Origin of the sequence: Emcibacter sp. SYSU 3D8, assembly GCF_039655875.1 — a bacterium.
Taxonomy (GTDB): domain Bacteria; phylum Pseudomonadota; class Alphaproteobacteria; order SMXS01; family SMXS01; genus RI-34.
On record NZ_JBBYXK010000001.1, the window covers coordinates 569,011 to 591,589 of the forward strand.

The following is a 22,579-nucleotide window of genomic DNA, read 5'->3' on the forward strand; positions in this document are numbered from 1 at the left end:
CGTGGGCCTTATATGGGCGCACGGAACGAGAACGCACAGGCACCTTCGAGGGTTACGGGCGGAATTACGGCGCCCCGGCGACGGCGCGTCAGGCGTCGTTGCTGTAGTGGCCGTTGATGTAATCCATCAGCGTCTTGTGGTTGTGCCGGATGCGGCGCTCCTGGCTGGATATCCACAGACCCTTGAACGCCGCCGAATTCATGCCCTTCTGGACATGCGGCAGGTTCACCGAATCCTGGTCGAGGACGAGGCCCAGCGACCGTTCGCCGTGCTTGTGCTGCTCGTGGTCCGGCAGCGGCGGCACCGGCTTGCCTTCCGGAATGTGGACGACCCGGTAAACGTCGAAGAACATCTTGTTCGGATCGGTCGGATGCGGCCGCTGGCGGAACAGGCCGAAGCTCTCGGCCATGATGTTGAACGTCAGGTTCGGATAGATGCAGTAATGGTAATCGTCGGACAGCTGGTCGTCGTTCAGCTCCGAATAGTCGAAGCCCAGCGCCTTTTCGTTCTCGCGCTTGTACACCTGCACGCCGCGCCGGATGTCGGCCACCCTGCCCTCATACTCGGCCGGGTCCATGCCGATGGCGCTGATTTGCTCGGCGAGATGCTCCGGGACTTCCTGCAGATCCTCGCCCAGTCGCGGGCTGTACGTCTTGAACGGCACCAGATAGCGGTTGTGGCGCTCGTACAGGTCGATCTGGATGTCCACGTCGTCGATCGTATAGGACAGTTCCGGATGGATGCACTGGACGTGGTAGATCTCGTTGAATGCGTCGACTGCCGTCTTCCAGTTGCAGTCCCATTCCATGGTAACGTTGAGCACCAGGTGCATCTTCTCGAAGTGGTACGGGTCCAGATGCTCCGGCACCATGCCCAGATAGTCGATGAGCGGTTCGGCGTCGGGGTTCAGGTTGAACCATACCCAACCGCCCCAGGTATCGGTCTTGACGGTCTTCAGGCTGAGCTGGTCCTTGGGACAGCCCTGGGTGAAATCCTGTTCGTCCGGCACATTGATCAGCTTGCCGGTCAGGTCATATTCCCAGAAATGGTAGGCGCATTGCAGCGTGCGTGAATTGCCGCACTGGTCGAACTTGACCTGGTTTCCGCGGTGGTTGCAGACGTTGTAGAAGGTGCGCGCCTTGCCATCCTCGCCGCGCACGATCAGCAGCGATTCCGGGCCGATCTCCTGGGTGACATAGTCACCGGCATCGGGAATTTCCTCCTCGCGGCACCCCATCAACCAGACCTTGGTCCACATGCGCTCCCATTCGAGCTTCATGAATTCGGGCGAGATGTAGCGCTCCTTGGGGATGTAGTCCCCGCCCATGTTGGGCTCGGGCGCCTTGTCGATGGGTGTCTTGACGGTTTCCTGAACGCGGACGATCGCTACCATGTGTTCCTCCTCGTGGTGGGCCACGGATTCGCGGGCCAGTTTAAGCACGAATGATTTTTCAATGAACTGCTTTCTTTGATTCTTCCGATCATTGCTTCGCGACCCGGCCAGGGCGTATCAATGCAGGGAACCGCCACTGACGGGGAGAACGTCATGACCGGCATCGAAATCGAACCGCTGGGATCGGCCGCGGGCGCCCGCATCCACGGAGTCGACCTGTCGCAGCCGCTGAGCGGCAATGTCTTCGGCCAGGTGCGCCAGGCGCTGCTCGACCATCTGGTGATCTTCTTCCCCGACCAGCACATCACGCCGGATCAACACAAGGACTTTGGCCGCCGCTTCGGCACGCTGAACATTCATCCCCACGTCAAGCCGCTGGACGGCCATCCCGAGGTGCTGAACATCGTCAAGGAGCCGACCGACCGGTTCAATTTCGGCGGCGGCTGGCATTCGGACATGACGTTCCAGCAAGAGCCTGCGCTGGGCTCGATCCTCTATGCGCGGGAAATTCCTGCACAGGGCGGCGACACCATGTGGGCCAACATGTACCTGGCCTACGACTCGCTCAGCGACGGCATGAAACAATTGCTGCGCGGATTGGTCGCCATCCATACCGCCGAGGACATCTACGGCGCCAAGGGCATCTACACCGATGACGGCCGCACCATGCAGACGATGGCCGCCGAGCAGGCGTCAGGCCGCGCCGAGCACCCGGTCGTGCGCAGCCATCCGGAAACCGGCCGCAAGTTGCTGTTCGTCAACGAGGCGTTCACCACCAAGTTCAAGGGCATGACCCGCGCCGAAAGCCAGCCGCTGCTGGATTTTCTGTGCCGCCACGCCACCAGCGCACCGTTCGTCTACCGGCATCGCTGGAGCGAGAACGAGATAGGCTTCTGGGACAATCGCTGCACCCAGCACTTTGCGCTGAACGACTATCAGGGCCAGCGCCGGGTGATGCACCGGGTGACCGTGGACGGCGACCGCCCGTATTAGTGCGACAGCAGAACCGGCATGGCAGGCGCCTTCAGGATCGCACGGGTGACGCCGCCAAGCACGAACTCGCGCAGCCGGGAATGGCCATAGGCTCCCATCACGATCAGGTCGGCGCCGTTGTGGCTGGCATGTGCCTCGAGCGCCTCGTCGACACTCGCTGTGCCCCTTGCGGTCTGGACGTAGCTGGCGCCGATATCCAGACGCGCCAGGTGCCGCTCCAGCGCCTTGGCGCCGGGGTGCCAGGAAGCGCCGTCGTCGGTGACGTGGAGCACCGTGACGCTCTCCGCCTGACGCAGGACCGGCATGGCGTCGGCAAAGGCGCGCGCGGCTTCGCGGCTGAAGTCCCAGGCCACAACAATCTTCTTCATGGCGGCCGCAGGCGCCGCGCGGGGAAGCACCAGCACCGGACGGCCGGAGCCGAAGACAACCCCCTCCACGCAGTTGCGCGCATACGGATCGTCGTCGTCGAGCACGAACATGGTCAGGTCGTGCAGTCTCGCACGTTGCGCGAGCAAACCCGGAACATCCCCGGCGCCGGCGCCGACAATCTCGGACTCGCTGGCGACACCGGCAAAGCCCGCCTGTTCCTCGAAGTGCCGGACCAGCGCCTCGACGCGCGCATGATTGAGCGACTGGGCATCCTTGAAGGCCTGCGACATGAACACCACGGCGTCGGCGTACATATAGACCGGCTGGGCATATTCGATCTCGACGGCAATGCCCGAGACAGCGCCGCCCAGGGTAGCTGCCGTAGCGGCAATCCTTTCCAGGATCGCCCCGGACTCGTCATCCGGCACGTTCATCAAGGGCACGAGGATGTCACTAAACATTGCAGGCCTCCCGTTCATATCGTCCGATCCTAGAGGACATCGCCCCGGCCGGCATTGATTCATCGCAACCCTGTCCGGCCCTCAACCCGGAACGGCGCGTCCGATCCAGCCAAGACCGTCTTCGGTCAGGCCCCTGGGACGGTATTCGCAACCGATCCAGCCGGCATACCCCAGATCGCGGACCGTCCCCAGCACATGATCCAGGCTGAGTTCGCCGCTATCCGGCTCATGCCGGTCCGGCACGCCGGCAATCTGCATATGGCTGGTGACCGGCATCATCGCGCGAAGGCCGGCGGTGACGTCGCCGTGGATAATCTGCCGGTGGTAGATGTCGAACTGCAGGCGGACACCCGCGACTGCCGCAATCACCGCCACGGCGTCATCGAAATCGGCCATGAAATAGCCGGGCATGTCGCGCCTGTTGATGGGTTCGATCAGCGGCGTGATGCCGTAGGGCTCGAGGCGCCGCGCGCAATATTCCAGATTGGCCAGGTAGGCGGCTTTTGACCCGGCGCCTTCCCCGAGGCCCGACATGACATGGATCTGCCGGCAGCCGAGCGCCTCGGCATAGCGGATCGCCTTATCGACCGACGCGCGGAATTCGGATTCCCGCCCCGGCACGGCGGCAAGGCCGCGCTCGCCCGCCGCCCAATCACCCGGCGGCATGTTGAACAGCACCTGCTGCAAGCCGTTATGCTTGAGCCGGGCGGCCAGCGCCGCCGGGTCATGGCCGTAGGGGAACAGATATTCGACGCCGGTGAAGCCCGCCTTCGCGGCGCGCTCGAACCGGTCAAGGAATCCCGTCTCGCCAAACTGGAAGCTGAGATTGGCTGCCAGCCGGAACATGATGCATCTCCCTGGTTGTCGCGGCGCTCGGGTGGCGAAGCGCAGCCGCTTCGACCGAACGCACTCAGCCGCGCCCGATAAACGGCATCAAGGTTGCCATGATGGTCAGTGACGGCACGTTGGAGTCGAGCGACAGGCTGTCCATGAACACAATGGCGCGGGCCACATCGTCCACATGCATCAGCGGCTCGGGTCTTGTCGAGCCGTCGGGCTGCAGCATGCCGACCGCCATCTGGCTGGTCAGGCCAGTCGAGGCGTTGCCGATGTCGATCTGGCTGCAGGCGATGTTATGGGCCCGCCCGTCCAGCGCCGTCGCCTTGGTCAGACCGCTGACGCCGTGCTTGGTAGCGGCATAGGGCGACGAATGGGGCCGCGGCACGTGAGCCGAGATCGAGCCATTGTTGATGATCCGGCCGCCCTGCGGCTCCTGGGCACGCATGATGCGGAAGGCGTGCTGGGTGCACAGGAAGGTGCCGGTCAGGTTGGCGCCCACGACCCTGGTCCAGTCCTTGAAGGTCACCTCGTCGATGGATACCGGGACCGATCCGCCGCCCGCATTGTTGAACAACAGGTCGAGCCGCCCGAACCGGGCCATCAGCGCCTCGAACATCCCGGCCACCGCGTCTGGATCGGCCACGTCGCCGGGCACGATCAGCGTGCGGGTGCCGCCGGGATCCTTTTCGGCAGCGGCTTCCACGAGCCTCTCGCGATTGCGGCCATTGAAAGCGACCCGGTACCCCGCATCAAGCAGCGCCCAGGCCGTCGCGCGGCCGATGCCGCTGCCGGCGCCCGTGACCAGCGCGACCTTGCCGTCGGCTGCCATCTATTTCGCCCGAAAGCCGATATGCAGCTCCTCGAGCGCATGGACCACGAAGTTGGGCTGGTGGCGGAAATCGTTCTTGCCGGGGATGAACCACATGTCGTCGATCCGGTCGACGATGGCCTTGAACCCCCAATACAGCTCGCGCCGGGCCAGCGGTGCGCCCATGCAGTGATGGACACCGCCGCCAAAGGCCAGATGGGTCGCCGCGTTGGCGCGTTCCAGGTCCAGCTTGTCCGGATTCGGGAAGTGGTCCTCGTCCCGGTTGCCCGCGGTGTAGCGCACATAAAGCACCGACCCCTTGGGCACATGCGTCCCCGCCAGTTCGCAATCCTTCTGGGCGATACGGACCATGGTGTGCGCCGGCGATTCCAGGCGCAGCACCTCCTCGATGAAGGTGCGCATGTACTTGTCCGGGTTGCCCTTCAGCAATTGCCAGGCGTCGGGATTCTCGATCAGCAGCTTGATGCCCGCCGACAGCGCATTGGTCGTGGTCTCGGAACCGCCACCGAAGCCGTCCGACATGATCTCGGCGTGCAGTTCATGATCGTTCAGCGGCCGGCCCCATTCGGGAATGACCACATTCACCAGGTCGGACAGCAGCGTGTCGTCGGGCTCGCGGCGCAGGCGCTCGAAGATGGGCTGGAAATAGTGCTGCATCTCCACTTCCAGCTCGACGCTGCGAAGATCCTCTTCCTCGGTCTGCATGCGGCCGATGCGCTTGATCCAGGCGTCGGTCCAGCGCTTGATGTCCCACATGTCCTCGATGCGGCCGCCCAGCTGCTTGATGATGACGATCAACGGCAGCGGCACGGCATAGGCATGGACGAAATCGCACTCGTTGCCGGCGGCGATGAACTCGTCCGCCAGCTTGTAGGCCGTCGCCTCGACGAAGGGATCCATGGCCTTGATACGGCTGGCGCGGAACGCCTGTTCGAACAGGCCGCGCATCTGCTTGTGGTTGGGATCGTCGCGCCCCGCGAGCGTGCGCGCCGGCACCCAGCCCTTCTCCTCGAATTTGGCGATCATGCGCTTCATCTTGTCCTGCTGGATGGGCATGTCCTCCTGGCTCTTGGAGTTGGAAAAATTGGTCGGATCCATGATGATCTTGCGGATGATGTCGTAGCGCGACACCGCGAAGCCGCCCAGCTTCTCGTTCCACCACACCGGCGCCTGCTCGCGCAGCACCTTGTTCGCCATGTGCGGGCAATCGAGCACATCCTTGTGCAGCAGATCGACCTGTTCGGGCGATTGCGGATTTGCCGGGTCGGATATGGCTGAATCCAGTGTGGTGCTCATGTCGGTGTCTCCCCTGTGTACGTCCCCGGGCAGGCTAGCACAGCCCGGCTTGCGCGCACTACGAAAGTCACCCTCGCATGTAATCCTCGAACGCCGTCCGGTGGACAAACCCGGCGCCGCCGCGGATGCTGCCATCAGGCACGCCATGGGATGGAAAGATGCGGCAGTTTCTGGTCTGGATACCACGGCGGCGCACCGCCGCGACGGCAAGCGCCAGAGATGCCGAGCCGTTAGCCGAGCGCGCGGCGCGGCCGATCGGCTACGCCACGCGCCAGCCACATATGCACCGGCTGCTGCGCCCGGGCGACCGGCTCTGGTTCGTGGGCAGTGACCGGAAATTCGGTCTGGCGCAGCCATCGCTCGACGCAGAACTGGTTGTCGGCAGCCTCATCCTCGACAGCGGCGCGCTCAAGGTCCGTGCCGGCGACGGCAGCCGCTGGCTGGCATGGAATAACGCGACGGGACTGTTGATGGGGCTGCGGTTCAGCGGCAGGTCCGGCACGCTCGCGCTCTCATCGGCGAGGCCTTTCGGCGTCCAGCTGCGCACCAACCGGTTGCTGGACGAGGCGTCGGCCATGGCCACGGAACATTATGCAGATGCCCTCGACTACAGACCGGGCCTGTTCATCAGCTACAAGTGGCGCGACGCAGGCCGTCTGGTCGGGCCGGTGGTCGCGGCAGCGGCCGCAGCCGGTTTCGCACCCTGGTGGGACCGCTGGTCGGCGCCGCGCCGGCTGTCCCGTGAACTGGAGCCAACGCCGGATGGCGACCTGTCCGCATTCCTCCGCCACGCAATCGACGGCAGCAAGGCCGCGCTGGTCCTGTCCACGCCCCATTACGGCACCGGCGGCACGGCCATAGAAATTGCCGCGATCAGGCAACGCGGCATGCCCGTCCTGATGATCGGGCCGGAGCAGATGGCATCGCCGCAACACCTCGCCCGCCAATTCATGGAATTTCGTCGGCGCGTCTAGCGCCCTCGCCAGTTGCGCAGCCGCGTATAGGTGCTTTCCAGCACTCTGCTGATGGCCGTCACCTGACATTCTCGCAAGGACCGCGCATCTGCCCGGGCGCCGGCCTGTCGCGGCTGGAGCAGAATATCGCCATCAATCTGTGGCTGGACCGGATCGAAAGCTGGGAACTGGCGCCCGCGAAAAACACCCTGGCGCATCAGCCGGGCATCATGCTCGGCCTGCTGGAGTTGCATCTGCGGTTCAGGCGGGCCTGATCGAGCCGGCCGGCGCGCCAAGCGCACCGGCCGGTTGGGCAATCACGCGTCGTTGGCGATGGGGCCCTCGACATAGTCCATCAGGGTCTTGTGCATGTGGCGGATACGCCGTTCCTGATGGGAAATCCACAAGCCCTGGAAGGCGGCCGAGTGCATTCCCTTCTGGACATGGGGCAGGTTCACCGAATCCTGGTCGAGGACAAGGCCCAGCGACCGCTCGCCATGCTTGACGTGCTCATGATCCGGCAAGGGCGGGCGCTCGGCGCCCTTGGGCACCTGCTGGAACATGCGCACGTCGTAATACATCTTGTCCGGATCGGTCTCATGCGGGCGCTGGCGGAAGAACAGCAGCGAATCCGAATGCACGTTCAGCGTGATATTCGGGAAGATGAAGTAGTGGTAATCGTCCGAGAGCTGATCGTCGTTCAGCCCTGAATAGTCGATGCCGAACGCCTTCTCGTTGGCCCGCTTGTAAACCTGCACGGCACGGCGGATCTCGGTGACCCGTCCGGTGAACGGCTGCGGATCCATGCCGATGGCGCGCAACTCCTCGGCCAGCGCCTCGGGCACCTCGGTCTGTTCGCCCACCCGCGGGCTGTGGGTCTTGAACGGCACCAGATAGCGGTTGTGCTTCTCGTACAGGTCGATCTGCACGTCCACATCGTCGATGGTGTAGCACAGCTCGGGGTGAATTCCCTGGACGTGATAGACCTCGTTGAACGCGTCCACCGACGTCTTCCAGTTGCAGTCCCATTCCACGGTGACGTCCATGGTCATGGCCAGGTTCTCGAAGTGATAGGGATCGAGATGCTCGGGAATGACCCCGAGATAGTCCATCAACGGCTCGGCGTCGGGGTTCAGGTTGAACCAGACGAAGCCGCCCCACGTCTCGGTGCGAATCGGCTTCATGCTCAGCTTCTCCGGCGGGCAGCCCTGGTGGAAGTCGGTCTCGTCCGGCAGGAAGATCAGCTTGCCGGTCAGGTCATATTCCCAGAAATGGTAGGCGCACTGGAGCGTGCGCGCGTTGCCGCACTCGTCGAATTTCACCCGGTTTCCCCGGTGGTTGCAGACATTGTAGAGCGCCCGGGCGACACCGTCCTCGCCGCGCACGATCAGCACCGATTCCTCGCCGATATCGGTCGTGATGTAGTCGCCCACGTCAGGGATCTCTTCCTCGCGGCAGCCTACCAGCCAGACCTTCGTCCACATGCGTTCCCATTCGAGTTTCATGAACTCGGGCGAGATGTAGCGCTGGTGCGGGATGACCTCGCTGCCCATCTTGGGCTCGGGCGCCTTCATGGCGGGCGTCCTGACGCTTTCCTTGACCCTGACGATGGCAACCATGGGGTTTCTCCTGTGAAGAATTGATGTTTCCTTCATGCGTGAAGAAAGCGGCCGGTTCATTGATCCGGATCAACGGGGCTCGCTTGACAGCCGGCGGGCGCACTGGTCGGATGTCCTGTCACAATGGTACGCGGAGGATAGCCATGGCCGACACGGCACAGCTCACACGCCGCATCGAGGTGCTGGAGCGGCGCCTGCAGGCGTTGCAGGACAAGGAGGACATCCGCGCCCTGAAAGCCCGGTACTGCGACTATGTCGATGGCGGCTGGCCCGAACAGGGCGGCACCCATGCCGGCCCGGTCGCCGACCTGTTCGTCGACGACGGCGTGTGGGACGCCAGTCCCGGCATGCCCGCGGCCCGGGGGAAGGCCGCGATCCGCCAATTGTTCGTCGACCTGCGCGCCCTGCCCTTTGCCTTCCACAACGCCATCTGTCCGGACATCAAGGTGACGGGCGATGAGGCTACCGGGCACTGGCACTTCATCGGCGCCAGCGAAATGCCCGACGGTGCCTCGGCCTGGTTCCTGGGCACCTATGAGGAGCGCTACGTGCGCACCGCGGAAGGCTGGCGCTACCGGTTGATGAAATATGTCGGCGTGCGGCAGGCGGCGCGCGCGCCGTGGGGCGGGCCGCCCGGCGCCCGGCCCATGACCGAGGCCGTCGCCTACACCGAGGGATGATCCGCTACCTGCCGGACGAGCCGTTTCCTGCCTATGCCTACAGGCCGGGGCGCGATCCCCATCCGGTGCGCGATCCTCGCGGCCACAGCTACGGCCTGCACAGCCCTGCGCCGCCCGTGCCCGACCCTGCGCGATGGAGGGACAGCCGCGATTATCTTCGCGGCATCGACCTGTTCAACGCCGGCTATTACTGGGAAGCGCACGAGGCCTGGGAAGGGCTCTGGAACGCCTGCGGCCGGACCGGGCCGACGGCCCTGCTGATGCAGGCGCTGATCGCCTTGACTGCGGCTGGGGTAAAGGTCCGGGCAGGCAACGGCCGGGGCGCGGCGTCCCATGCCCGGCGAGCCGAGCGGATGCTGATGGACCTCGCGGCGACCGCGCCCCTGTTCATGGGGCTCAAGCTTTCCGGTCTTGCAGCGAACGCCGCCGGGCTGGCCCACAACCCGGCGGCGGCAGGGGAAGGCCAGGCGGTTCTCGGGCTGGTGCTGGAGCCGGCCTAGCCGATATGGATTGCAGCCATGCGTCCCTTTAAACCAGGCATTTTTTTACCACATCAAGATTGGGACATGTCCCGGAATGACACGCGCAACGCTCCTCTTCGCAATGGGCATGCCCCGTTGAGGAACTGCTGAGGGGACAATCCGTTCAGGATAGGTCCATGGGAGAATGGCTCACGTGCACGATCCGCTAACCACGAGGCCCGGCAATCGGGTCAGTGGTGAGAAATCAGCCGTCGACGGCAATCCGTTCCGATCGACGAAGCCAGTTGCCCTGTTTCTCGATGTGGACGGCACGCTGCTGGAGATCAGGGAACGGCCGGATCTGGTGACAGTGCCGCCGGCACTTCTCGACATCATCAGCGGCGTCGCGCAGCGGTTGGACGGGGCCCTGGCGCTTGTCAGCGGACGGTCCATCGCCGACATCGACCATCTGCTCGCCCCGCTCCGGCCGCCTGCCTCGGGCCAGCACGGCAGCGAGATGCGGCTGCAGCACGGCGGCGTCGTGACGCCCCGCAGCACCGAACCCATCCCCTTCAGCCTGCGCCGCAAGATCGCCGAAGTGGCCGCGGCCATTCCCGGCGTCGAGGTCGAGGACAAGGGGCAGACCGTGGCGGTCCACTACCGGGCCGCACCCCAGGTACCGGATACGCTCAAGGCGCGGATCGAAAATCTGGTCGCCAACAGCGGCCTGGAATTGCTCCTGGTCCACGGCCGCAAGGTGCTCGAAGTGCGCGACGCCCGCATCTCCAAGGGAACCGCCGTTCACGATTTCATGCAGACGCCGCCATTCGCGGGCAGGCTGCCCATATTCGTCGGCGACGACGTCACCGACGAGGACGGCTTCGCGGCCGTCGAGAGTTTCGGGGGCACGGCGCTGCCGGTGGGACGCGTTCACAGCGCGCGCCGGGATACGGCATTCGAGACACCCGCCGATGTTCGCGCCTGGCTCGGCGCGTTTTCACAAATACCGGGAGCGATGTGAGTATGGACATGAACCTGGGCGTGATCGGAAACGGCAACGTCGCCGCACTGATCGACTCGGGAGGCCGCATCTGCTGGCACTGCCTGCCACGCTTCGATGGCGATCCGGTGTTCTGCAGCCTGCTCAACGGCGACGATCCGGCGGCCGGCTTCATGGAGGTGACGCTCGAAAATCTGGCGTCGACATCGCAGGAATACGAGCCCAACACCGCCGTGCTGGTCACCACGCTGCACGGCACGGACGGCGCGGGCCTGCGCATCACCGACTTCGCGCCGCGCTTCAAGCTCTATGGACGAATCTTCCGCCCGGCCGTGCTGATCCGCCGGGTGGAACCCTTCGGCGGCATTCCGCTGGCGCGCATGCGGGTGCGCCCGCTTCACGACCACGGCGCCAGCGTGCCTGCCCGAACCCGCGGCAGCAACCACATGCGCTTCGTCATGCCCGGTCAGACCCTGCGCCTGACCACCGACGCGCCGATCACCTACGTGGAGTCGGAATCGCCCTTCGCGGTGACGTCCGCGTTCCACATGGTTTTCGGCAGCGATGAATCGGTGGGAGAAGCACTTCCGTTCTTCGTCCATGACCAGTTGGAGCGGACCCGGGAATACTGGATCGAATGGTCGCGCTACCTGTCGATCCCGTTCGAATGGCAGGACGCGGTGATCCGCGCGGCGATCACCCTCAAGCTTTGCCAGTTCGAGGAAACCGGCGCCATTGTCGCCGCCCTGACGACATCGATTCCCGAAGCGCCGGACGAAGGGCGCAACTGGGATTATCGCCATTGCTGGTTGCGGGACGCGTATTTTTCGGTGCACGCGCTCAACCGGATGAGTGCGACGCGCACCATGGAAAAGTATCTCGATTACATCACGACCGTGCTGGCCATCGAAACCGACTCCGACCTGAAGCCCGTCTACGGCATCCTGCCGGACCGGCCGTTGACCGAGACGATCGTGACCAGCCTGGCCGGTTACCGCGGCATGGGGCCGGTGCGCATCGGCAACCAGGCGCAGGAACAGATACAGCACGACAGCTATGGCAGCGTCGTGCTCGCCACGGCGCAGATGTTCTTCGACCGCCGCTTGCCCAATCGCGGCGACGAACGGCTGTTCGCAAGGCTTGAGCATCTGGGCGAGAAAGCACGCGAGCGGGCATTCGTGCCCGATGCGGGGCTTTGGGAACTGCGCGGCCGAACCCATGTGCATACGCACTCCGCAGCGCTTTGCTGGGCGGCCTGCGACCGGCTCGCCAGGATCGCGTTGGAACTCGAGTTGCCGGATCGCGCCGCATATTGGCGCGCCGAGGCCGATCACATCGCCGAGGTCATCCTGGACAAGGCGTGGAACGCCGAGTTGGGATCGTTCGTCAGCGCCCTCGGCGGTGAGGACGTGGACGCGAGCCTGCTGCTGCTGCGCGAAATCGGACTGGTCTCGGCCGACGATCCGCGCTTCACCGGCACCCTCGACCAGATAACACGGCAGCTGCGCCGCGGCGATCATCTGTTCCGCTACAGCTCGGCCGACGATTTTGGCAAGCCCCGGAACGCTTTCACCATATGCACGTTCTGGTACATCGATGCCCTTGCAGCCGTGGGACGGCGGGACGAAGCCCGGGAGATGTTCGAACGGACGCTTGCCTGCCGCAATCACCTGGGACTGCTCTCCGAGGACATCGACACCGTAACCGGCGAATTGTGGGGTAATTTTCCCCAGACCTATTCGCTCGTGGGCCTGATCCTGTGCGCCATGCACCTGTCGAACCGTTGGGAGGATGCATTTTGAGCCGATTAGTCTGTGTTTCGAACCGGGTGGCCCAACCAGGCAAGTCGCCCTCGCGCGCCGGCGGTCTCGCGGTCGCCCTGCGCGAAGCCATGAAAGAGCGAGGCGGGCTGTGGTTCGGCTGGAGCGGCGACGTGACAAAAAGCGCCCCCGCCGAGCCGAGGATCCGCCACTCGGGCGGTATTACCTACGCCACGATCGACCTGACGGAGGAAGATCACCGGGACTTCTACGAGGATTTTTCCAACGGCGTGCTGTGGCCGCTGTTCCATCACCAGCTCAACCGGTCCGATTTTCACCGCTCGGGCTATGAAGGCTATCTGCGCGCCAACAAGGCGTTCGCACGTCATCTCGCACCGTTACTGCAGGACGACGACCTGATCTGGATCCACGACTACCATTTCATTCCGCTGGCGGCCGAGTTGCGCCGGCTCGGCGTGCGTAACCGCATCGGCTTTTTCCTGCACATTCCATTTCCCGCTGCCGAAATGCTGACCGCTCTGCCGGTCCACCGGCAGCTGGTAAGCGATCTGTGCAAATACGACCTGATCGGCCTTCAGACCGAGGACGATGTCCGTGCGCTCATGCGGTATCTGATCGACGAGGAAATGGGCAGTGTCAGCGCGGGCGGCCATATCGAGACCCTGGGCCGGTCGGTGCACGCCGCCGCGTTCCCCATCGGCATCGATACCGATCATTTCTCGCGCCTCGCCCACATGTCCCAGGAAAGCGACGAGACCCGCCGGCTGCGGGAAAGCCTGGCCGGCCGCGCGCTGGTCATCGGCACCGACCGGCTCGATTACAGCAAGGGAATCCCCCAGCGTCTCGAGGCGTTCGAGAAACTCATGACCGACTGGCCCGAACACCGCTCGCGGGTCACCTTCATGCAGGTCGCGCCGGTATCGCGCGGCGAATTGAGCCAGTATCGGTCGCTGCGGCAGGAAATCGAAGGTCTTGCCGGACACATCAACGGCCGCTTCGCCGAATTCGACTGGACCCCGGTGCGCTATCTCAACAAGGCGTTGTCCCGCGACGTGCTGGCCGGATTCTTCCGCTCGAGCCGGGTCGGCTTCGTGACCCCGGTTCGAGACGGCATGAACCTGGTCGCCAAGGAATATGTGGCGGCACAGAACCCGGAAGATCCCGGCGTACTGGTCCTGTCCCGCTTTGCCGGCGCGGCGCGCGAGTTGACCGATGCGCTTCTCGTCAATCCCTATGACGTGGACGCGATGGCCGCGGCCCTGAACCGCGCCCTCACCATGCCGCTCGACGAACGCATCGCGCGCTGGACCGCCATGCACGACGTGGTGTCTTCAAATACGATCACGGTCTGGCATGAAAGCTATGTGCGCGAACTGGCCCGGGTCCGCGTGGCAAATCCCCCAAGGGACGTGCCGCCGCATCTGCTCAGGGCACCCGCTGCCCAGGCCTGACCCGCATCCGCTAGGCCGCGGGCTCGGCCAGATGATCCGCGTAGCCCTCGAGGAACACGGGATCGGCAAAGGTCATGCGCACCCGCACCGATTGGAACTTCCAACCGCCCGGCGTGCGCACATAGGTATCGGTGTAGATATTGGACAGGAAAACCGGCACCGGGTTGGCCTCCGACGTGAAGGCAAACAATCCGGTAAATGTCCCCTTTGCCCGGTCGCCGTCGATCTCGATGACGGGGTTCAGCATGTAATGCATGGCGCATTTCCACTGGGTGGTCAGTGCCTCCATCATGGCTTCGATGGCGGCCGGGCCAACTGCTTCGCCCATGCCCACATCGAAGGAGGCATCGTTGGCGAACAGCGCCGCGAACGCCTTGAGGTCTCCCGCCTGGCCGTCGATGACATTGGCGCCGTAGGAATATTTGTGACGCAATGTCTTGATGTCCTCGACGTCCTTGAGGTGCCGTACGGTGACTTCGATGGATTCGCTCATGCTGGTTCTCCGCTTCTTCCCTGACCAAACAGTCAATATAAAGGACGCGGCGTGCAAACGATAGGTCGCTTCTCAACCGGCGCGGACCTAGCGCGTAGCGGCCACCTTCGGCCTTGTCGGCAGAATCACGTAATAATTGGTACCTTTGGCCGCCGTCGGCAGATGTGTATCCGTCGCGGCCTCGATCAGGCCGTGAATGTGCGGCAGGATCTCTTCGGTAGCGATCCGGTCCGCATCCTCGCGGCTGGGCCCCGACTTGCGGCAGACAAAGCAATCGAACGCCTGCTTTCCGCCCACCGGGTCGGCAATCATGAAGATGTATTGCCAGTCGTCGTCCTCACGTTGCGGCACGTAGGCCACCGCCGTGATGGTGTATGTCAACCGGTCATGCTGGCGGCAATAGACGCCGAAGTCATAGGACCGGTATGCCTGAAGAACCGTCATTTCTTCTGTCCACTCTGGGTTGGCGCGGACAGCGCAAGCCAACGTCTGATTGGCGCCGCGCACGTTTCCCCTTGCCGGGACATGAACCTCGCCGCGAATACGAAAGTTCCGGCGGACCCGCGGCCATGTCATGGCGTTGATGGCGCGAAGGGAGATCGGCGTGAAGATCGCCACCTATAATATCAACGGCGTGAACGGACGCCTGCCCCGCCTGCTGGAATGGCTGGGCGAAGCCGAACCTGACGTGGTCTGTCTCCAGGAGTTGAAAGCGCCCGGCGACAAGTTTCCGGAAAGCGCCATACGCAGCGCCGGCTATGGCTGCATCTGGCTCGGCGAAGCGCGCTGGAACGGCGTCGCCATCCTGGCGCGCGGCACAGATCCTGTCGAGACGCGGCGCACCCTGCCCGGCGATCCCGGCGACCAGCAGAGCCGCTACATCGAGGCGGCGGTGGACGGCGTGCTGATCGGGAACCTTTATCTGCCCAACGGCAATCCGGCGCCCGGCCCCAAATTCGACTACAAGCTGGCCTGGCTGGTACGCCTCATCCGCCACGCCTCGGCTTTGATCGCGTCGGACATGCCAGTGGTTCTGGCAGGCGACTTCAACATCATTCCCACCGACAACGACGTCTACAAGCCTGAGCGCTGGCTGGGAGATGCGCTGTTCGCGCCGGAGGCGAAGGACGGGTTCAGCCGGCTGCTGGCCCAGGGCTGGACCGACGCGATCCGGTCAATGCATCCTGACCAGTCGATCTATACGTTCTGGGACTACTGGCGGAATGCCTATGCACGGAATGCCGGTATTCGCATCGACCATCTGCTGCTCAGTCCTGCGGTAGCCGGGCGAATGACGGCCGCCGGCGTCGACAAGGAAATACGCGGCCGAGAGAAGCCCAGTGATCACGCGCCTGCCTGGGTCGAGTTGTCGGATTAACCGGCCAATGCGCCCGCCGCCGACCAGATTGTGCACGCATGCATTTGCAAATAGTTGATATATAGATTGAGGTTAGCCGGCGTGATAGCGTTGTCGTCGTAGTGACACAAAGCGTTTGGGGAGGCGTGAAATGTCCGGTAAATCAGGCGATAAAACTACACCAGCCGGCACCTTGCAGCCAGGAGACGCGTCGGAGACCCTGACCGAAATGGGCCTTCACGACCTGTTCTATTCCTATACGCACGCGATCCGCCCGGAGACGTTTCTGAAGACCACAAGCGATTTGTATTTCAACCTGTTACAGGTTTCGACGGGCACCTCGGAGATCGCCCCCGACCGCAAGGACTGGCGCTTCAAGGATGAGGCCTGGCTGAAGAGTCCCGCCTATAAACGTCTCGCCCAGGCCTATCTCGCCATGTCGGACGCGATCGAGGCGATGGTCCCCGACGACCTGCCGAAGGATGAAAAGGCCCGCGCCGACTTCGCCGCCACGGTGCTCGCCAGCGCCATCGCCCCCACCAACTCGCTGTGGGGCAATCCGGAAGCCATGAAGCGGACCATCGAATCCGGCGGCACCAACCTGTGGACCGGCGGCATGGCGCTGTGGCGCGACATGTTCGAGAACGACGGCCTGCCGCAACAGGTCGATAATTCAAGCTTCGAGGTCGGCAGAAACCTTGCCGTGACACCCGGGTCGGTCGTCTTGCGCACCGAGATGTTCGAGCTGATCCAGTACAGGCCGGCGACGGAAACGGTGAAGCAGCTGCCGGTGATCCTGATCCCGCCCCAGATCGGCCGCTATTATTTCACCGACCTGGCGCCGGGCCGGAGTTTCGCCGAATACGCCGTCAGCCAGGGGCTGCATTATTTCACCGTGAGCTGGCGCAACCCGTCGCCCGACAACCGCGATTGGGGACTGGAAGAATACCTGCAGGCAGCGATCGAGGCGACCGAGGCGGTGCTGAAGATCACCGGCCAGAAAAAGGCCAACTTCGTCGGTTTCTGCGCCGGCGGTATGCTGACCGCGATCATGGTTGCCTGGCTGGCGGCCCGGAAGAAATCCTGGGTCAATACCGCGACCCTGTGCGTCACCATGATGAACTACAAGGCCGAGGCCTCTTTGGGCGCGTTCCGGCTGCCCGCCATGCTGTCGGTTGCCAAAGCCAAGTCACAGGTGGACGGCGTGCTGCAGGGCAAGGACCTGGCCAAGGTATTCGCCTGGCTGCGGCCCAACGACCTGATCTGGAAATACTGGGTGAACAACTACCTGATGGGTGATGTACCGCCGGCCTTCGACATCCTGGCCTGGAACAAGGACAGCACCAACCTGCCCGCCAAGCTGCACGAGGACTTCCTGCATCTGTTCGAGGAAAATGACCTGATCGAGCCGGGCGCCTTCGAAATCCTCGGCGAGGCCATCGATCTGGGCAAGATCAGGTGCGACACCTTCATCGTCGGCGCGCTCACCGACCACCTGACGCCGTGGAAGGGCTGCTACGAAACGGTCCACCTGGTGAACAGCAAGTCGACATTCGCGCTCAGCAATGGCGGCCACATCGCCGCGCTGGTCAACCCGCCCGGCAACAGCAAGGCCTATTACTGGGTCGGCGACAACATCAGGCCCACCGCCGACGACTGGCTCGAACATGCCGCCAAGACGTCGGGAAGCTGGTGGGAAAGCTGGGCAACCTGGTGTGCGGCCAGATCGGGTAACAACATCGTTGCGCCGGCGTTGCCCGGATGCGAGGGTCTACCCCCGCTCTGCGACGCGCCCGGTACTTACGTGCGAGAACAAAGCACCTGAAGCGTCGTTATTAGGGACGATTGTGGGAAGGCCAACATCCCCACGCTCAGATTGGGTTGAACGAAGCGCGCGATCTCTAAGCTGTGCTTCCGGGAGAGATGCGAGTGCTTTACGACAGCTATGAGTTCGCCCGCCACATGACGCGGCCTCTTACTTTCTTTCTGGACAGCTACAGGTCGATGCTTAACCACGACCTGAACCCCCTGAAAGACACGGCTCTCAGCCGGACCCTGTCGGCGCTGGCTGAAACGCCCTACCGTATCCTGAAGGATTACCCCAAGCAGGCGTTCGGCGTTACCGCCGAGCGCGACGGCGAAACCTATGCCCTTCGCGAGCAGGTTGTCTCGCGCCTCCCGTTCTGCGATCTGGTCGGTTTCCAGGTCGACGGCGCCGACGAGAAGCCGAAGGTGCTGATCGCCGCCGCCCTGTCCGGGCACCATGCAACCTTGCTGCGCGACACGGTGCGCGGCTTCGCGCGGGATTTCGCCCCCTATATCACCGACTGGCGCAACGCCCGCGAGGTGCCTGTGTCGGAAGGGGATTTCGGCTTCGACGATTATGTCGCCTACCTGATCGAGTTCATGACCGACCTTGGTCCCGGCACCCACATGGTCGCCACCTGCCAGGCGGCGCCGCCGGCGCTTGTCGCCGCAGCGATCCTGGCCGAGCGTAACCCCGAGCTTGTGCCGGCCAGCCTGACGCTGATGGCCGGCCCCATGGATACGCGGATCAACCCCGGATTCATCAACAAGCTGACCGAGAAAGTGCCGCTGAAGCTGATGCGCAAGGTCGCCATCAAGACCGTGCCAAGGGGCTTTCCCGGTGCCGGACGCCGGGTCTATCCGGGCTTCTTCCAGCTGAGCGGCTTCATGTCGATCAACCTGATGCCGCATATCAAGCGGCACGCCTCGTTCCTCGGCGACGGCATCAAGGGCAACGACGACGAGGCCGACGTCTTCCGCGACTTCTACGATGAATATTTCGCGGTCCTGGACATGACCGAGGCCTTTTATGTGGAATCGCTGGAGCGGGTGTTTTTCGAGCACCACATTCCGCGCGGCGTGATGACCTATCGGGGCGACGCGGTGGATTTTGGCGCCATCCGCGACATGCCGCTGCTGACCATCGAGGGCGACAAGGACAATATGTGTCCGCCCGGCCAGACCGTCGCGGCCCACGACATCTGCCCCAACATCCCCGACTACAAGCGCGGCCAGCACATCCAGGTCGGCGCCGGCCATTACGGCGTATTCTCGGGCTCGCGCTTCCAGAACGAGATCTACCCGGTGGTGCGCGCCTTCATGGGACGCAGCACCGCCTGAAGGATCTGCGCCCGCCGATCAGATATAATCGGCCGTCCGTTCCCGTCTGATGGCAAGCCTGATCTGCTTTTCGGTTTCGATCAGGGCGAACAGCGCCACACCCACGCCGACAATCAGCACACCATCGCGAAGCCTGATGGCCTCGGTATCGAAGATGACCTGCAGCGGCGGCAGGTAGGTAATGGCGAACTGCGCCAGGGTGACGACGACCACGGTCAGCCATACGACTTTCGTGCCGCGCGCCGCCTTCCATGTCAGTGACGTGCCGTAGATGTTGCGGATGAAAAAGAGATGGAAGATTTCCATCACCACCAGGGTGTTGAGGCCCATGGTGCGCGCCAGTTCCACGGAATAGCCGCGATCGAGCGCGTAGCTGAAGATGCCGAACACCCCGAATACGAACAGCACCGACACCAGCACGATATGCCACACCAGTTCGCCGCCGATCAGCGAGTCATTCCGTTGCCGCGGCGGTCGGCGCATGGTGTTCTCTTCGGTCGGCTCGAAGGCGAGCGCAAGACCCAGCGTCGAGGCGGTAATCAGGTTGATCCAGAGAATCTGCAGCGGCGTCAGCGGCAGGGTCACGCCGAGCAGCAGGGCGACGATAATGGTCACGCTCTCGCCCGCGCTGGTGGGCAGCGTCCAACTGACAACCTTCTTGATGTTGTCGTAAACGGTGCGCCCCTCGCGCACGGCCGCCGCGATTGACGCGAAATTGTCGTCCGACAGCACCAGCACCGAGGCTTCCTTGGCGGCCTCGCTGCCCTTTCGGCCCATCGCGATCCCGGCATCGGCGCGCTTGAGCGCGGGCGCGTCGTTCACGCCGTCACCGGTCATGGCCACGGTCATGCCGTGGGACTGCAGCGCCATGACCAGGCGCAACTTATGCTCCGGGCTGGTGCGGGCAAAGATGTCGCAATCCAGCACCGCGCTTTTAAGTGCCGCCTCACCCATGCCGTCGAGATCGGCGCCGGTCAGCACCTTGTCAGGATTTCGCAGGCCGATCTGCCTGCCGATGGCCGCAGCGGTCCGGGCATGGTCGCCCGTGATCATCTTGACGCGGATGCCCGCATCGCGGCATTCGCCAACGGCCGCGATGGCTTCAGGTCTTGGAGGATCGATCATGCCCACCATGCCCAGCAATGTGAGGGTTCCCTCTACATCGCTGTGCTCGAGCACTGTCTGCGCCGGTTCCGCCGACCTCACGGCGAAGGCCAGCACCCGCTGGCCCAGCCCCGCGATCCTGTCGGATTCGCCGGTCCAGTATTCGCGGTCGACCGCCTCGGTGCCGCCCGCTGGCACGCGCTGATCGACACACATTTCAATGATCCGCTCGGGCGCACCCTTCACGAAGATGCACGCATGGCGCTCGTGGTCATGGACCAGGGTCGCCATGAATCGGTGCTGGGCATCGAATGAAATGGCATCCGTGCGCGTCCATTCCGCCCGCTGCTGGCGCACATCCAGATCGACCTTGGCGGCGAAAGCCAGCAGCGCCCCTTCCATCGGGTCGCCCTCGACTACCCAGACAGTCTCATGCTCGCGAAGGGCGGCGTCGTTGCACAGGGCACTGGCGCGGGCCAGTTCTTCCAGCACGGCGTGCTCGTTCGCGTCCACCAGCGCATCGTCCAGCCGGATGACGCCTTTCGGCTCATAGCCTGTGCCCTCCAGCGTGAAAAGGTGGTGGCGCGTGAGTACCGAAGCGACCATCATTTCGTTGCGGGTCAGCGTGCCGGTCTTGTCGGTGCAGATGACGGACACCGCGCCCAGCGTCTCGATTGCCGGCAGCCGGCGCACGATGGCGTTGCGCCTTGCCATGGCCTGGACACCGATGGCGAGCGTGATGGTCAGGACGGCGGGCAATCCTTCCGGTATGGCGGCCACCGACAGGCCCACCACCACCATGAATATTTCCTCGAAGTCATAATGTGCGACGAAATAGCCGTAGACCAGCAGCAGCGCGGCGATCATCAGGATGAGCAGGGTCAGCCATCTGGCGAAGCCGTCCATCTGCTTCACCAGCGGCGTGGTGAGCACCTGCACGGTCGACAGCAGGCCACTGATGCGGCCGATTTCCGTGGCGCCGCCAGTCGCCACGATGACGCCCCTGCCCTGGCCGGCGGTCACCAGCGTGCCGCTATACGCCATGCCGGACCGGTCGCCCAGCGGGGCGTCCGGGGCAACCGGTTCCACATGCTTTTCCACCGGCGCGGATTCGCCGGTGAGAATGGCCTCCTGCACCGACAGGCCATGGGCCGACAACAGCCTCAGATCGGCCGGAACCTTGTCGCCGGCCTCCAGCAGGACGATATCGCCCGGCACCAGCGTCTCGCCTGCGACACTGCGGCGCTCGCCGCCGCGCAGCACGGTCGCGCGGGGCGCCAGCATCTTGCGGATGGCGTCCATTGCCTTCTCCGCCTTGCCTTCCTGGATGTAGCCGATGATGGCATTGGCGAGCACCACCGCCAGAATGACCAGCGTATCGAAGAGATGGTCCAGCAGCGCCGTAATGACAGCGGAGCCGATCAGGACGTAAATCAGAATATTGTGAAACTGCAGCAGGAAGCGCGTCAGCATGCTGCGCTTCCGGACCTCCGGCAGGCGGTTCGGGCCGCTGGACCGCAGCCGGGCCTCGGCTTCCGGTCCGCTGAGGCCGGCAGGCGGTGTCTTCAGGGCCTCAAGGGCCGCCTCCGCCGGCCGGTCGTGCCATGTCGCTCGATTGTCATCCATTGCCCATACGCACTCGCCCGGAGGTATGAGACTACGGCGATTTTGGCGGCGGCGCACCTGCCACTGCGCGAGCGTCGGCCATGTGAGGCGCGGGGCCGCCTTCCTATTCGAGAACGACGACCACCACCCGGCGATTCTCCTTGCGGCCGCCCGGTGTCTGCGCGTCCTCGCCGTAGGAGATACTGGCCATGTGCCTGAGAGGCACGCCCTGCTGGCCAAGAAAACGGCGCACGGTCTCGGCCCGCTGCCAGCCCAGCTTGTAGTTGGCGGCGGCCGATCCGGATTCGTCGGTATATCCCTGGACCTCGATGGAAACGCCCCGGTTTGCCGACTTGAGCTGGCCGGCTAGATTGGAGAGCTTCGCCTTGCCGTCGTCGGTCAGCGTGGAGCCGCCCACCTTGAATGGCCCGACATCGACCGTCGCGACCACGCTGTAAGCGAACTTGCCGCGCGCTGCCGCGTTGGCGCGCTCCATCGCCTCGCGCGCTGCCTGCTCGACCGCAGCCACCCGCACATCGAGCGTGCTGATCTGTTGTCCCCGGGCCTGATCCTGCGCGTTGACCTGCGCCTCGAGGGCGGCAACCTTCTGATCGACGTACTTTTCCGTGGCGCAGCCACCAAGCAGAAGCGTGCCGGCCAGTGCAAGTGCCGATATTCTGATGTTGGACATTCGGTTCCTCCCTTCGGTGCCCCGGTTCGAGGCTACCTCCGTTCAATGTCCTGATT

Annotated in this window: 21 protein-coding genes; 10 read left to right on the forward strand and 11 right to left on the reverse strand. The window is 64.0% G+C overall.

From position 1 onward, the window contains the following. Positions 1 to 88: 88 nt before the first annotated feature. A complete protein-coding gene (locus WJU21_RS02835) occupies positions 89 to 1,393 on the reverse strand; it encodes an aromatic ring-hydroxylating dioxygenase subunit alpha (RefSeq protein ID WP_346321860.1) in 1,305 nt (434 codons plus the stop codon). A 153-nt stretch (positions 1,394 to 1,546) separates the two neighbouring features. On the opposite strand from WJU21_RS02835, the gene WJU21_RS02840 reads away from it, so the two are divergent. After that, positions 1,547 to 2,386, forward strand: a complete 840-nt coding sequence (locus tag WJU21_RS02840; RefSeq protein WP_346321861.1) for a TauD/TfdA family dioxygenase — start codon at positions 1,547 to 1,549, stop codon at positions 2,384 to 2,386. Here WJU21_RS02840 and WJU21_RS02845 read toward each other — a convergent pair. The 4 genes from WJU21_RS02845 to WJU21_RS02860 all read right to left on the reverse strand — a co-directional run bounded on the left by WJU21_RS02845 (position 2,383) and on the right by WJU21_RS02860 (position 6,181). Further along, positions 2,383 to 3,216 (reverse strand): universal stress protein, encoded by an 834-nt coding sequence (locus WJU21_RS02845; protein ID WP_346321862.1) that lies wholly within the window; start codon positions 3,214 to 3,216, stop codon positions 2,383 to 2,385. The genes WJU21_RS02840 and WJU21_RS02845 overlap by 4 nt on opposite strands. A gap of 81 nt (positions 3,217 to 3,297) precedes the next feature. Next, the gene (otnI, locus tag WJU21_RS02850; protein WP_346321863.1) at positions 3,298 to 4,062 is read right to left on the reverse strand and encodes a 2-oxo-tetronate isomerase; all 765 of its coding nucleotides are present in this window, start codon (positions 4,060 to 4,062) and stop codon (positions 3,298 to 3,300) included. A 64-nt stretch (positions 4,063 to 4,126) separates the two neighbouring features. Further along, complete coding sequence (locus WJU21_RS02855; RefSeq protein ID WP_346321864.1) at positions 4,127 to 4,885, reverse strand: SDR family oxidoreductase; 759 nt, start codon at positions 4,883 to 4,885, stop codon at positions 4,127 to 4,129. Next, a complete protein-coding gene (locus WJU21_RS02860; protein WP_346321865.1) occupies positions 4,886 to 6,181 on the reverse strand; it encodes a cytochrome P450 in 1,296 nt (431 codons plus the stop codon). A 158-nt stretch (positions 6,182 to 6,339) separates the two neighbouring features. On the opposite strand from WJU21_RS02860, the gene WJU21_RS02865 reads away from it, so the two are divergent. After that, entirely contained in the window at positions 6,340 to 7,155 is an 816-nt protein-coding gene (locus WJU21_RS02865; protein WP_346321866.1) for a hypothetical protein, read from the forward strand. Here the strand turns inward: WJU21_RS02865 and WJU21_RS02870 are convergent. Together WJU21_RS02870 and WJU21_RS02875 are read right to left on the reverse strand one after the other, a co-directional pair. Continuing rightward, positions 7,152 to 7,388 carry a hypothetical protein gene (locus WJU21_RS02870; protein ID WP_346321867.1) on the reverse strand — a complete coding sequence of 79 codons (237 nt, stop codon included), beginning with the start codon at positions 7,386 to 7,388 and terminating at the stop codon, positions 7,152 to 7,154. The two genes, WJU21_RS02865 and WJU21_RS02870, sit on opposite strands and share 4 nt — an antisense overlap. A gap of 63 nt (positions 7,389 to 7,451) precedes the next feature. After that, positions 7,452 to 8,753: an aromatic ring-hydroxylating dioxygenase subunit alpha gene (locus WJU21_RS02875; RefSeq protein WP_346321868.1), complete on the reverse strand. Its 1,302-nt coding sequence runs from the start codon at positions 8,751 to 8,753 to the stop codon at positions 7,452 to 7,454. Between the two features lie 143 nt (positions 8,754 to 8,896). Between WJU21_RS02875 and WJU21_RS02880 the strand changes: the two genes are divergently transcribed. From WJU21_RS02880 to otsA, 5 genes are all read left to right on the forward strand, one after another. Next, a complete protein-coding gene (locus WJU21_RS02880) occupies positions 8,897 to 9,433 on the forward strand; it encodes a nuclear transport factor 2 family protein (RefSeq protein WP_346321869.1) in 537 nt (178 codons plus the stop codon). Continuing rightward, positions 9,430 to 9,933: a DUF309 domain-containing protein gene (locus WJU21_RS02885; RefSeq protein ID WP_346321870.1), complete on the forward strand. Its 504-nt coding sequence runs from the start codon at positions 9,430 to 9,432 to the stop codon at positions 9,931 to 9,933. Before WJU21_RS02880 ends, WJU21_RS02885 begins: the two co-directional genes overlap by 4 nt. 175 nt (positions 9,934 to 10,108) lie before the next feature. Continuing rightward, positions 10,109 to 10,915, forward strand: a complete 807-nt coding sequence (gene otsB, locus WJU21_RS02890; protein ID WP_346321871.1) for a trehalose-phosphatase — start codon at positions 10,109 to 10,111, stop codon at positions 10,913 to 10,915. Between the two features lie 2 nt (positions 10,916 to 10,917). Next, positions 10,918 to 12,696: a glycoside hydrolase family 15 protein gene (locus tag WJU21_RS02895; RefSeq protein WP_346322443.1), complete on the forward strand. Its 1,779-nt coding sequence runs from the start codon at positions 10,918 to 10,920 to the stop codon at positions 12,694 to 12,696. Continuing rightward, the gene (gene otsA / locus WJU21_RS02900; protein ID WP_346321872.1) at positions 12,693 to 14,126 is read left to right on the forward strand and encodes an alpha,alpha-trehalose-phosphate synthase (UDP-forming); all 1,434 of its coding nucleotides are present in this window, start codon (positions 12,693 to 12,695) and stop codon (positions 14,124 to 14,126) included. The genes WJU21_RS02895 and otsA overlap by 4 nt, the downstream gene beginning before the upstream one ends. A gap of 10 nt (positions 14,127 to 14,136) precedes the next feature. On the opposite strand, the gene WJU21_RS02905 is transcribed toward otsA, so the two are convergent. Both WJU21_RS02905 and WJU21_RS02910 read right to left on the reverse strand, forming a co-directional pair. Beyond that, positions 14,137 to 14,619 (reverse strand): nuclear transport factor 2 family protein, encoded by a 483-nt coding sequence (locus WJU21_RS02905; protein ID WP_346321873.1) that lies wholly within the window; start codon positions 14,617 to 14,619, stop codon positions 14,137 to 14,139. 87 nt (positions 14,620 to 14,706) lie between these two features. After that, positions 14,707 to 15,237: a hypothetical protein gene (locus WJU21_RS02910; RefSeq protein WP_346321874.1), complete on the reverse strand. Its 531-nt coding sequence runs from the start codon at positions 15,235 to 15,237 to the stop codon at positions 14,707 to 14,709. On the opposite strand from WJU21_RS02910, the gene xth reads away from it, so the two are divergent. The 3 genes from xth (at position 15,224) to phaZ (ending at position 19,123) form a co-directional block, all read left to right on the forward strand. Beyond that, positions 15,224 to 15,997 (forward strand): exodeoxyribonuclease III, encoded by a 774-nt coding sequence (xth, locus tag WJU21_RS02915; protein WP_346321875.1) that lies wholly within the window; start codon positions 15,224 to 15,226, stop codon positions 15,995 to 15,997. The two genes, WJU21_RS02910 and xth, sit on opposite strands and share 14 nt — an antisense overlap. Positions 15,998 to 16,127: 130 nt before the next feature. Then, entirely contained in the window at positions 16,128 to 17,801 is a 1,674-nt protein-coding gene (locus tag WJU21_RS02920; protein ID WP_346321876.1) for an alpha/beta fold hydrolase, read from the forward strand. A gap of 104 nt (positions 17,802 to 17,905) precedes the next feature. Further along, the gene (phaZ, locus tag WJU21_RS02925; protein WP_346321877.1) at positions 17,906 to 19,123 is read left to right on the forward strand and encodes a polyhydroxyalkanoate depolymerase; all 1,218 of its coding nucleotides are present in this window, start codon (positions 17,906 to 17,908) and stop codon (positions 19,121 to 19,123) included. A gap of 18 nt (positions 19,124 to 19,141) precedes the next feature. Here the strand turns inward: phaZ and WJU21_RS02930 are convergent, their stop codons facing one another. Together WJU21_RS02930 and WJU21_RS02935 are read right to left on the reverse strand one after the other, a co-directional pair. After that, positions 19,142 to 21,853 (reverse strand): cation-transporting P-type ATPase, encoded by a 2,712-nt coding sequence (locus WJU21_RS02930; RefSeq protein WP_346321878.1) that lies wholly within the window; start codon positions 21,851 to 21,853, stop codon positions 19,142 to 19,144. 103 nt (positions 21,854 to 21,956) lie between these two features. Beyond that, positions 21,957 to 22,523: an OmpA family protein gene (locus WJU21_RS02935; protein ID WP_346321879.1), complete on the reverse strand. Its 567-nt coding sequence runs from the start codon at positions 22,521 to 22,523 to the stop codon at positions 21,957 to 21,959. Positions 22,524 to 22,579: the final 56 nt, after the last annotated feature.

Coding starts and splice junctions, on each gene's coding strand:
- WJU21_RS02835 (WP_346321860.1), bottom strand. CDS start 1,393: ATGGTAGCGATCGTCCGCGTTCAGGAAACCGTCAAGACACCCATCGAC.
- WJU21_RS02840 (WP_346321861.1), top strand. CDS start 1,547: ATGACCGGCATCGAAATCGAACCGCTGGGATCGGCCGCGGGCGCCCGC.
- WJU21_RS02845 (WP_346321862.1), bottom strand. CDS start 3,216: ATGTTTAGTGACATCCTCGTGCCCTTGATGAACGTGCCGGATGACGAG.
- otnI (WP_346321863.1), bottom strand. CDS start 4,062: ATGTTCCGGCTGGCAGCCAATCTCAGCTTCCAGTTTGGCGAGACGGGA.
- WJU21_RS02855 (WP_346321864.1), bottom strand. CDS start 4,885: ATGGCAGCCGACGGCAAGGTCGCGCTGGTCACGGGCGCCGGCAGCGGC.
- WJU21_RS02860 (WP_346321865.1), bottom strand. CDS start 6,181: ATGAGCACCACACTGGATTCAGCCATATCCGACCCGGCAAATCCGCAA.
- WJU21_RS02865 (WP_346321866.1), top strand. CDS start 6,340: ATGCGGCAGTTTCTGGTCTGGATACCACGGCGGCGCACCGCCGCGACG.
- WJU21_RS02870 (WP_346321867.1), bottom strand. CDS start 7,388: ATGCAACTCCAGCAGGCCGAGCATGATGCCCGGCTGATGCGCCAGGGT.
- WJU21_RS02875 (WP_346321868.1), bottom strand. CDS start 8,753: ATGGTTGCCATCGTCAGGGTCAAGGAAAGCGTCAGGACGCCCGCCATG.
- WJU21_RS02880 (WP_346321869.1), top strand. CDS start 8,897: ATGGCCGACACGGCACAGCTCACACGCCGCATCGAGGTGCTGGAGCGG.
- WJU21_RS02885 (WP_346321870.1), top strand. CDS start 9,430: ATGATCCGCTACCTGCCGGACGAGCCGTTTCCTGCCTATGCCTACAGG.
- WJU21_RS02895 (WP_346322443.1), top strand. CDS start 10,918: ATGGACATGAACCTGGGCGTGATCGGAAACGGCAACGTCGCCGCACTG.
- WJU21_RS02905 (WP_346321873.1), bottom strand. CDS start 14,619: ATGAGCGAATCCATCGAAGTCACCGTACGGCACCTCAAGGACGTCGAG.
- WJU21_RS02920 (WP_346321876.1), top strand. CDS start 16,128: ATGTCCGGTAAATCAGGCGATAAAACTACACCAGCCGGCACCTTGCAG.
- WJU21_RS02930 (WP_346321878.1), bottom strand. CDS start 21,853: ATGGATGACAATCGAGCGACATGGCACGACCGGCCGGCGGAGGCGGCC.
- WJU21_RS02935 (WP_346321879.1), bottom strand. CDS start 22,523: ATGTCCAACATCAGAATATCGGCACTTGCACTGGCCGGCACGCTTCTG.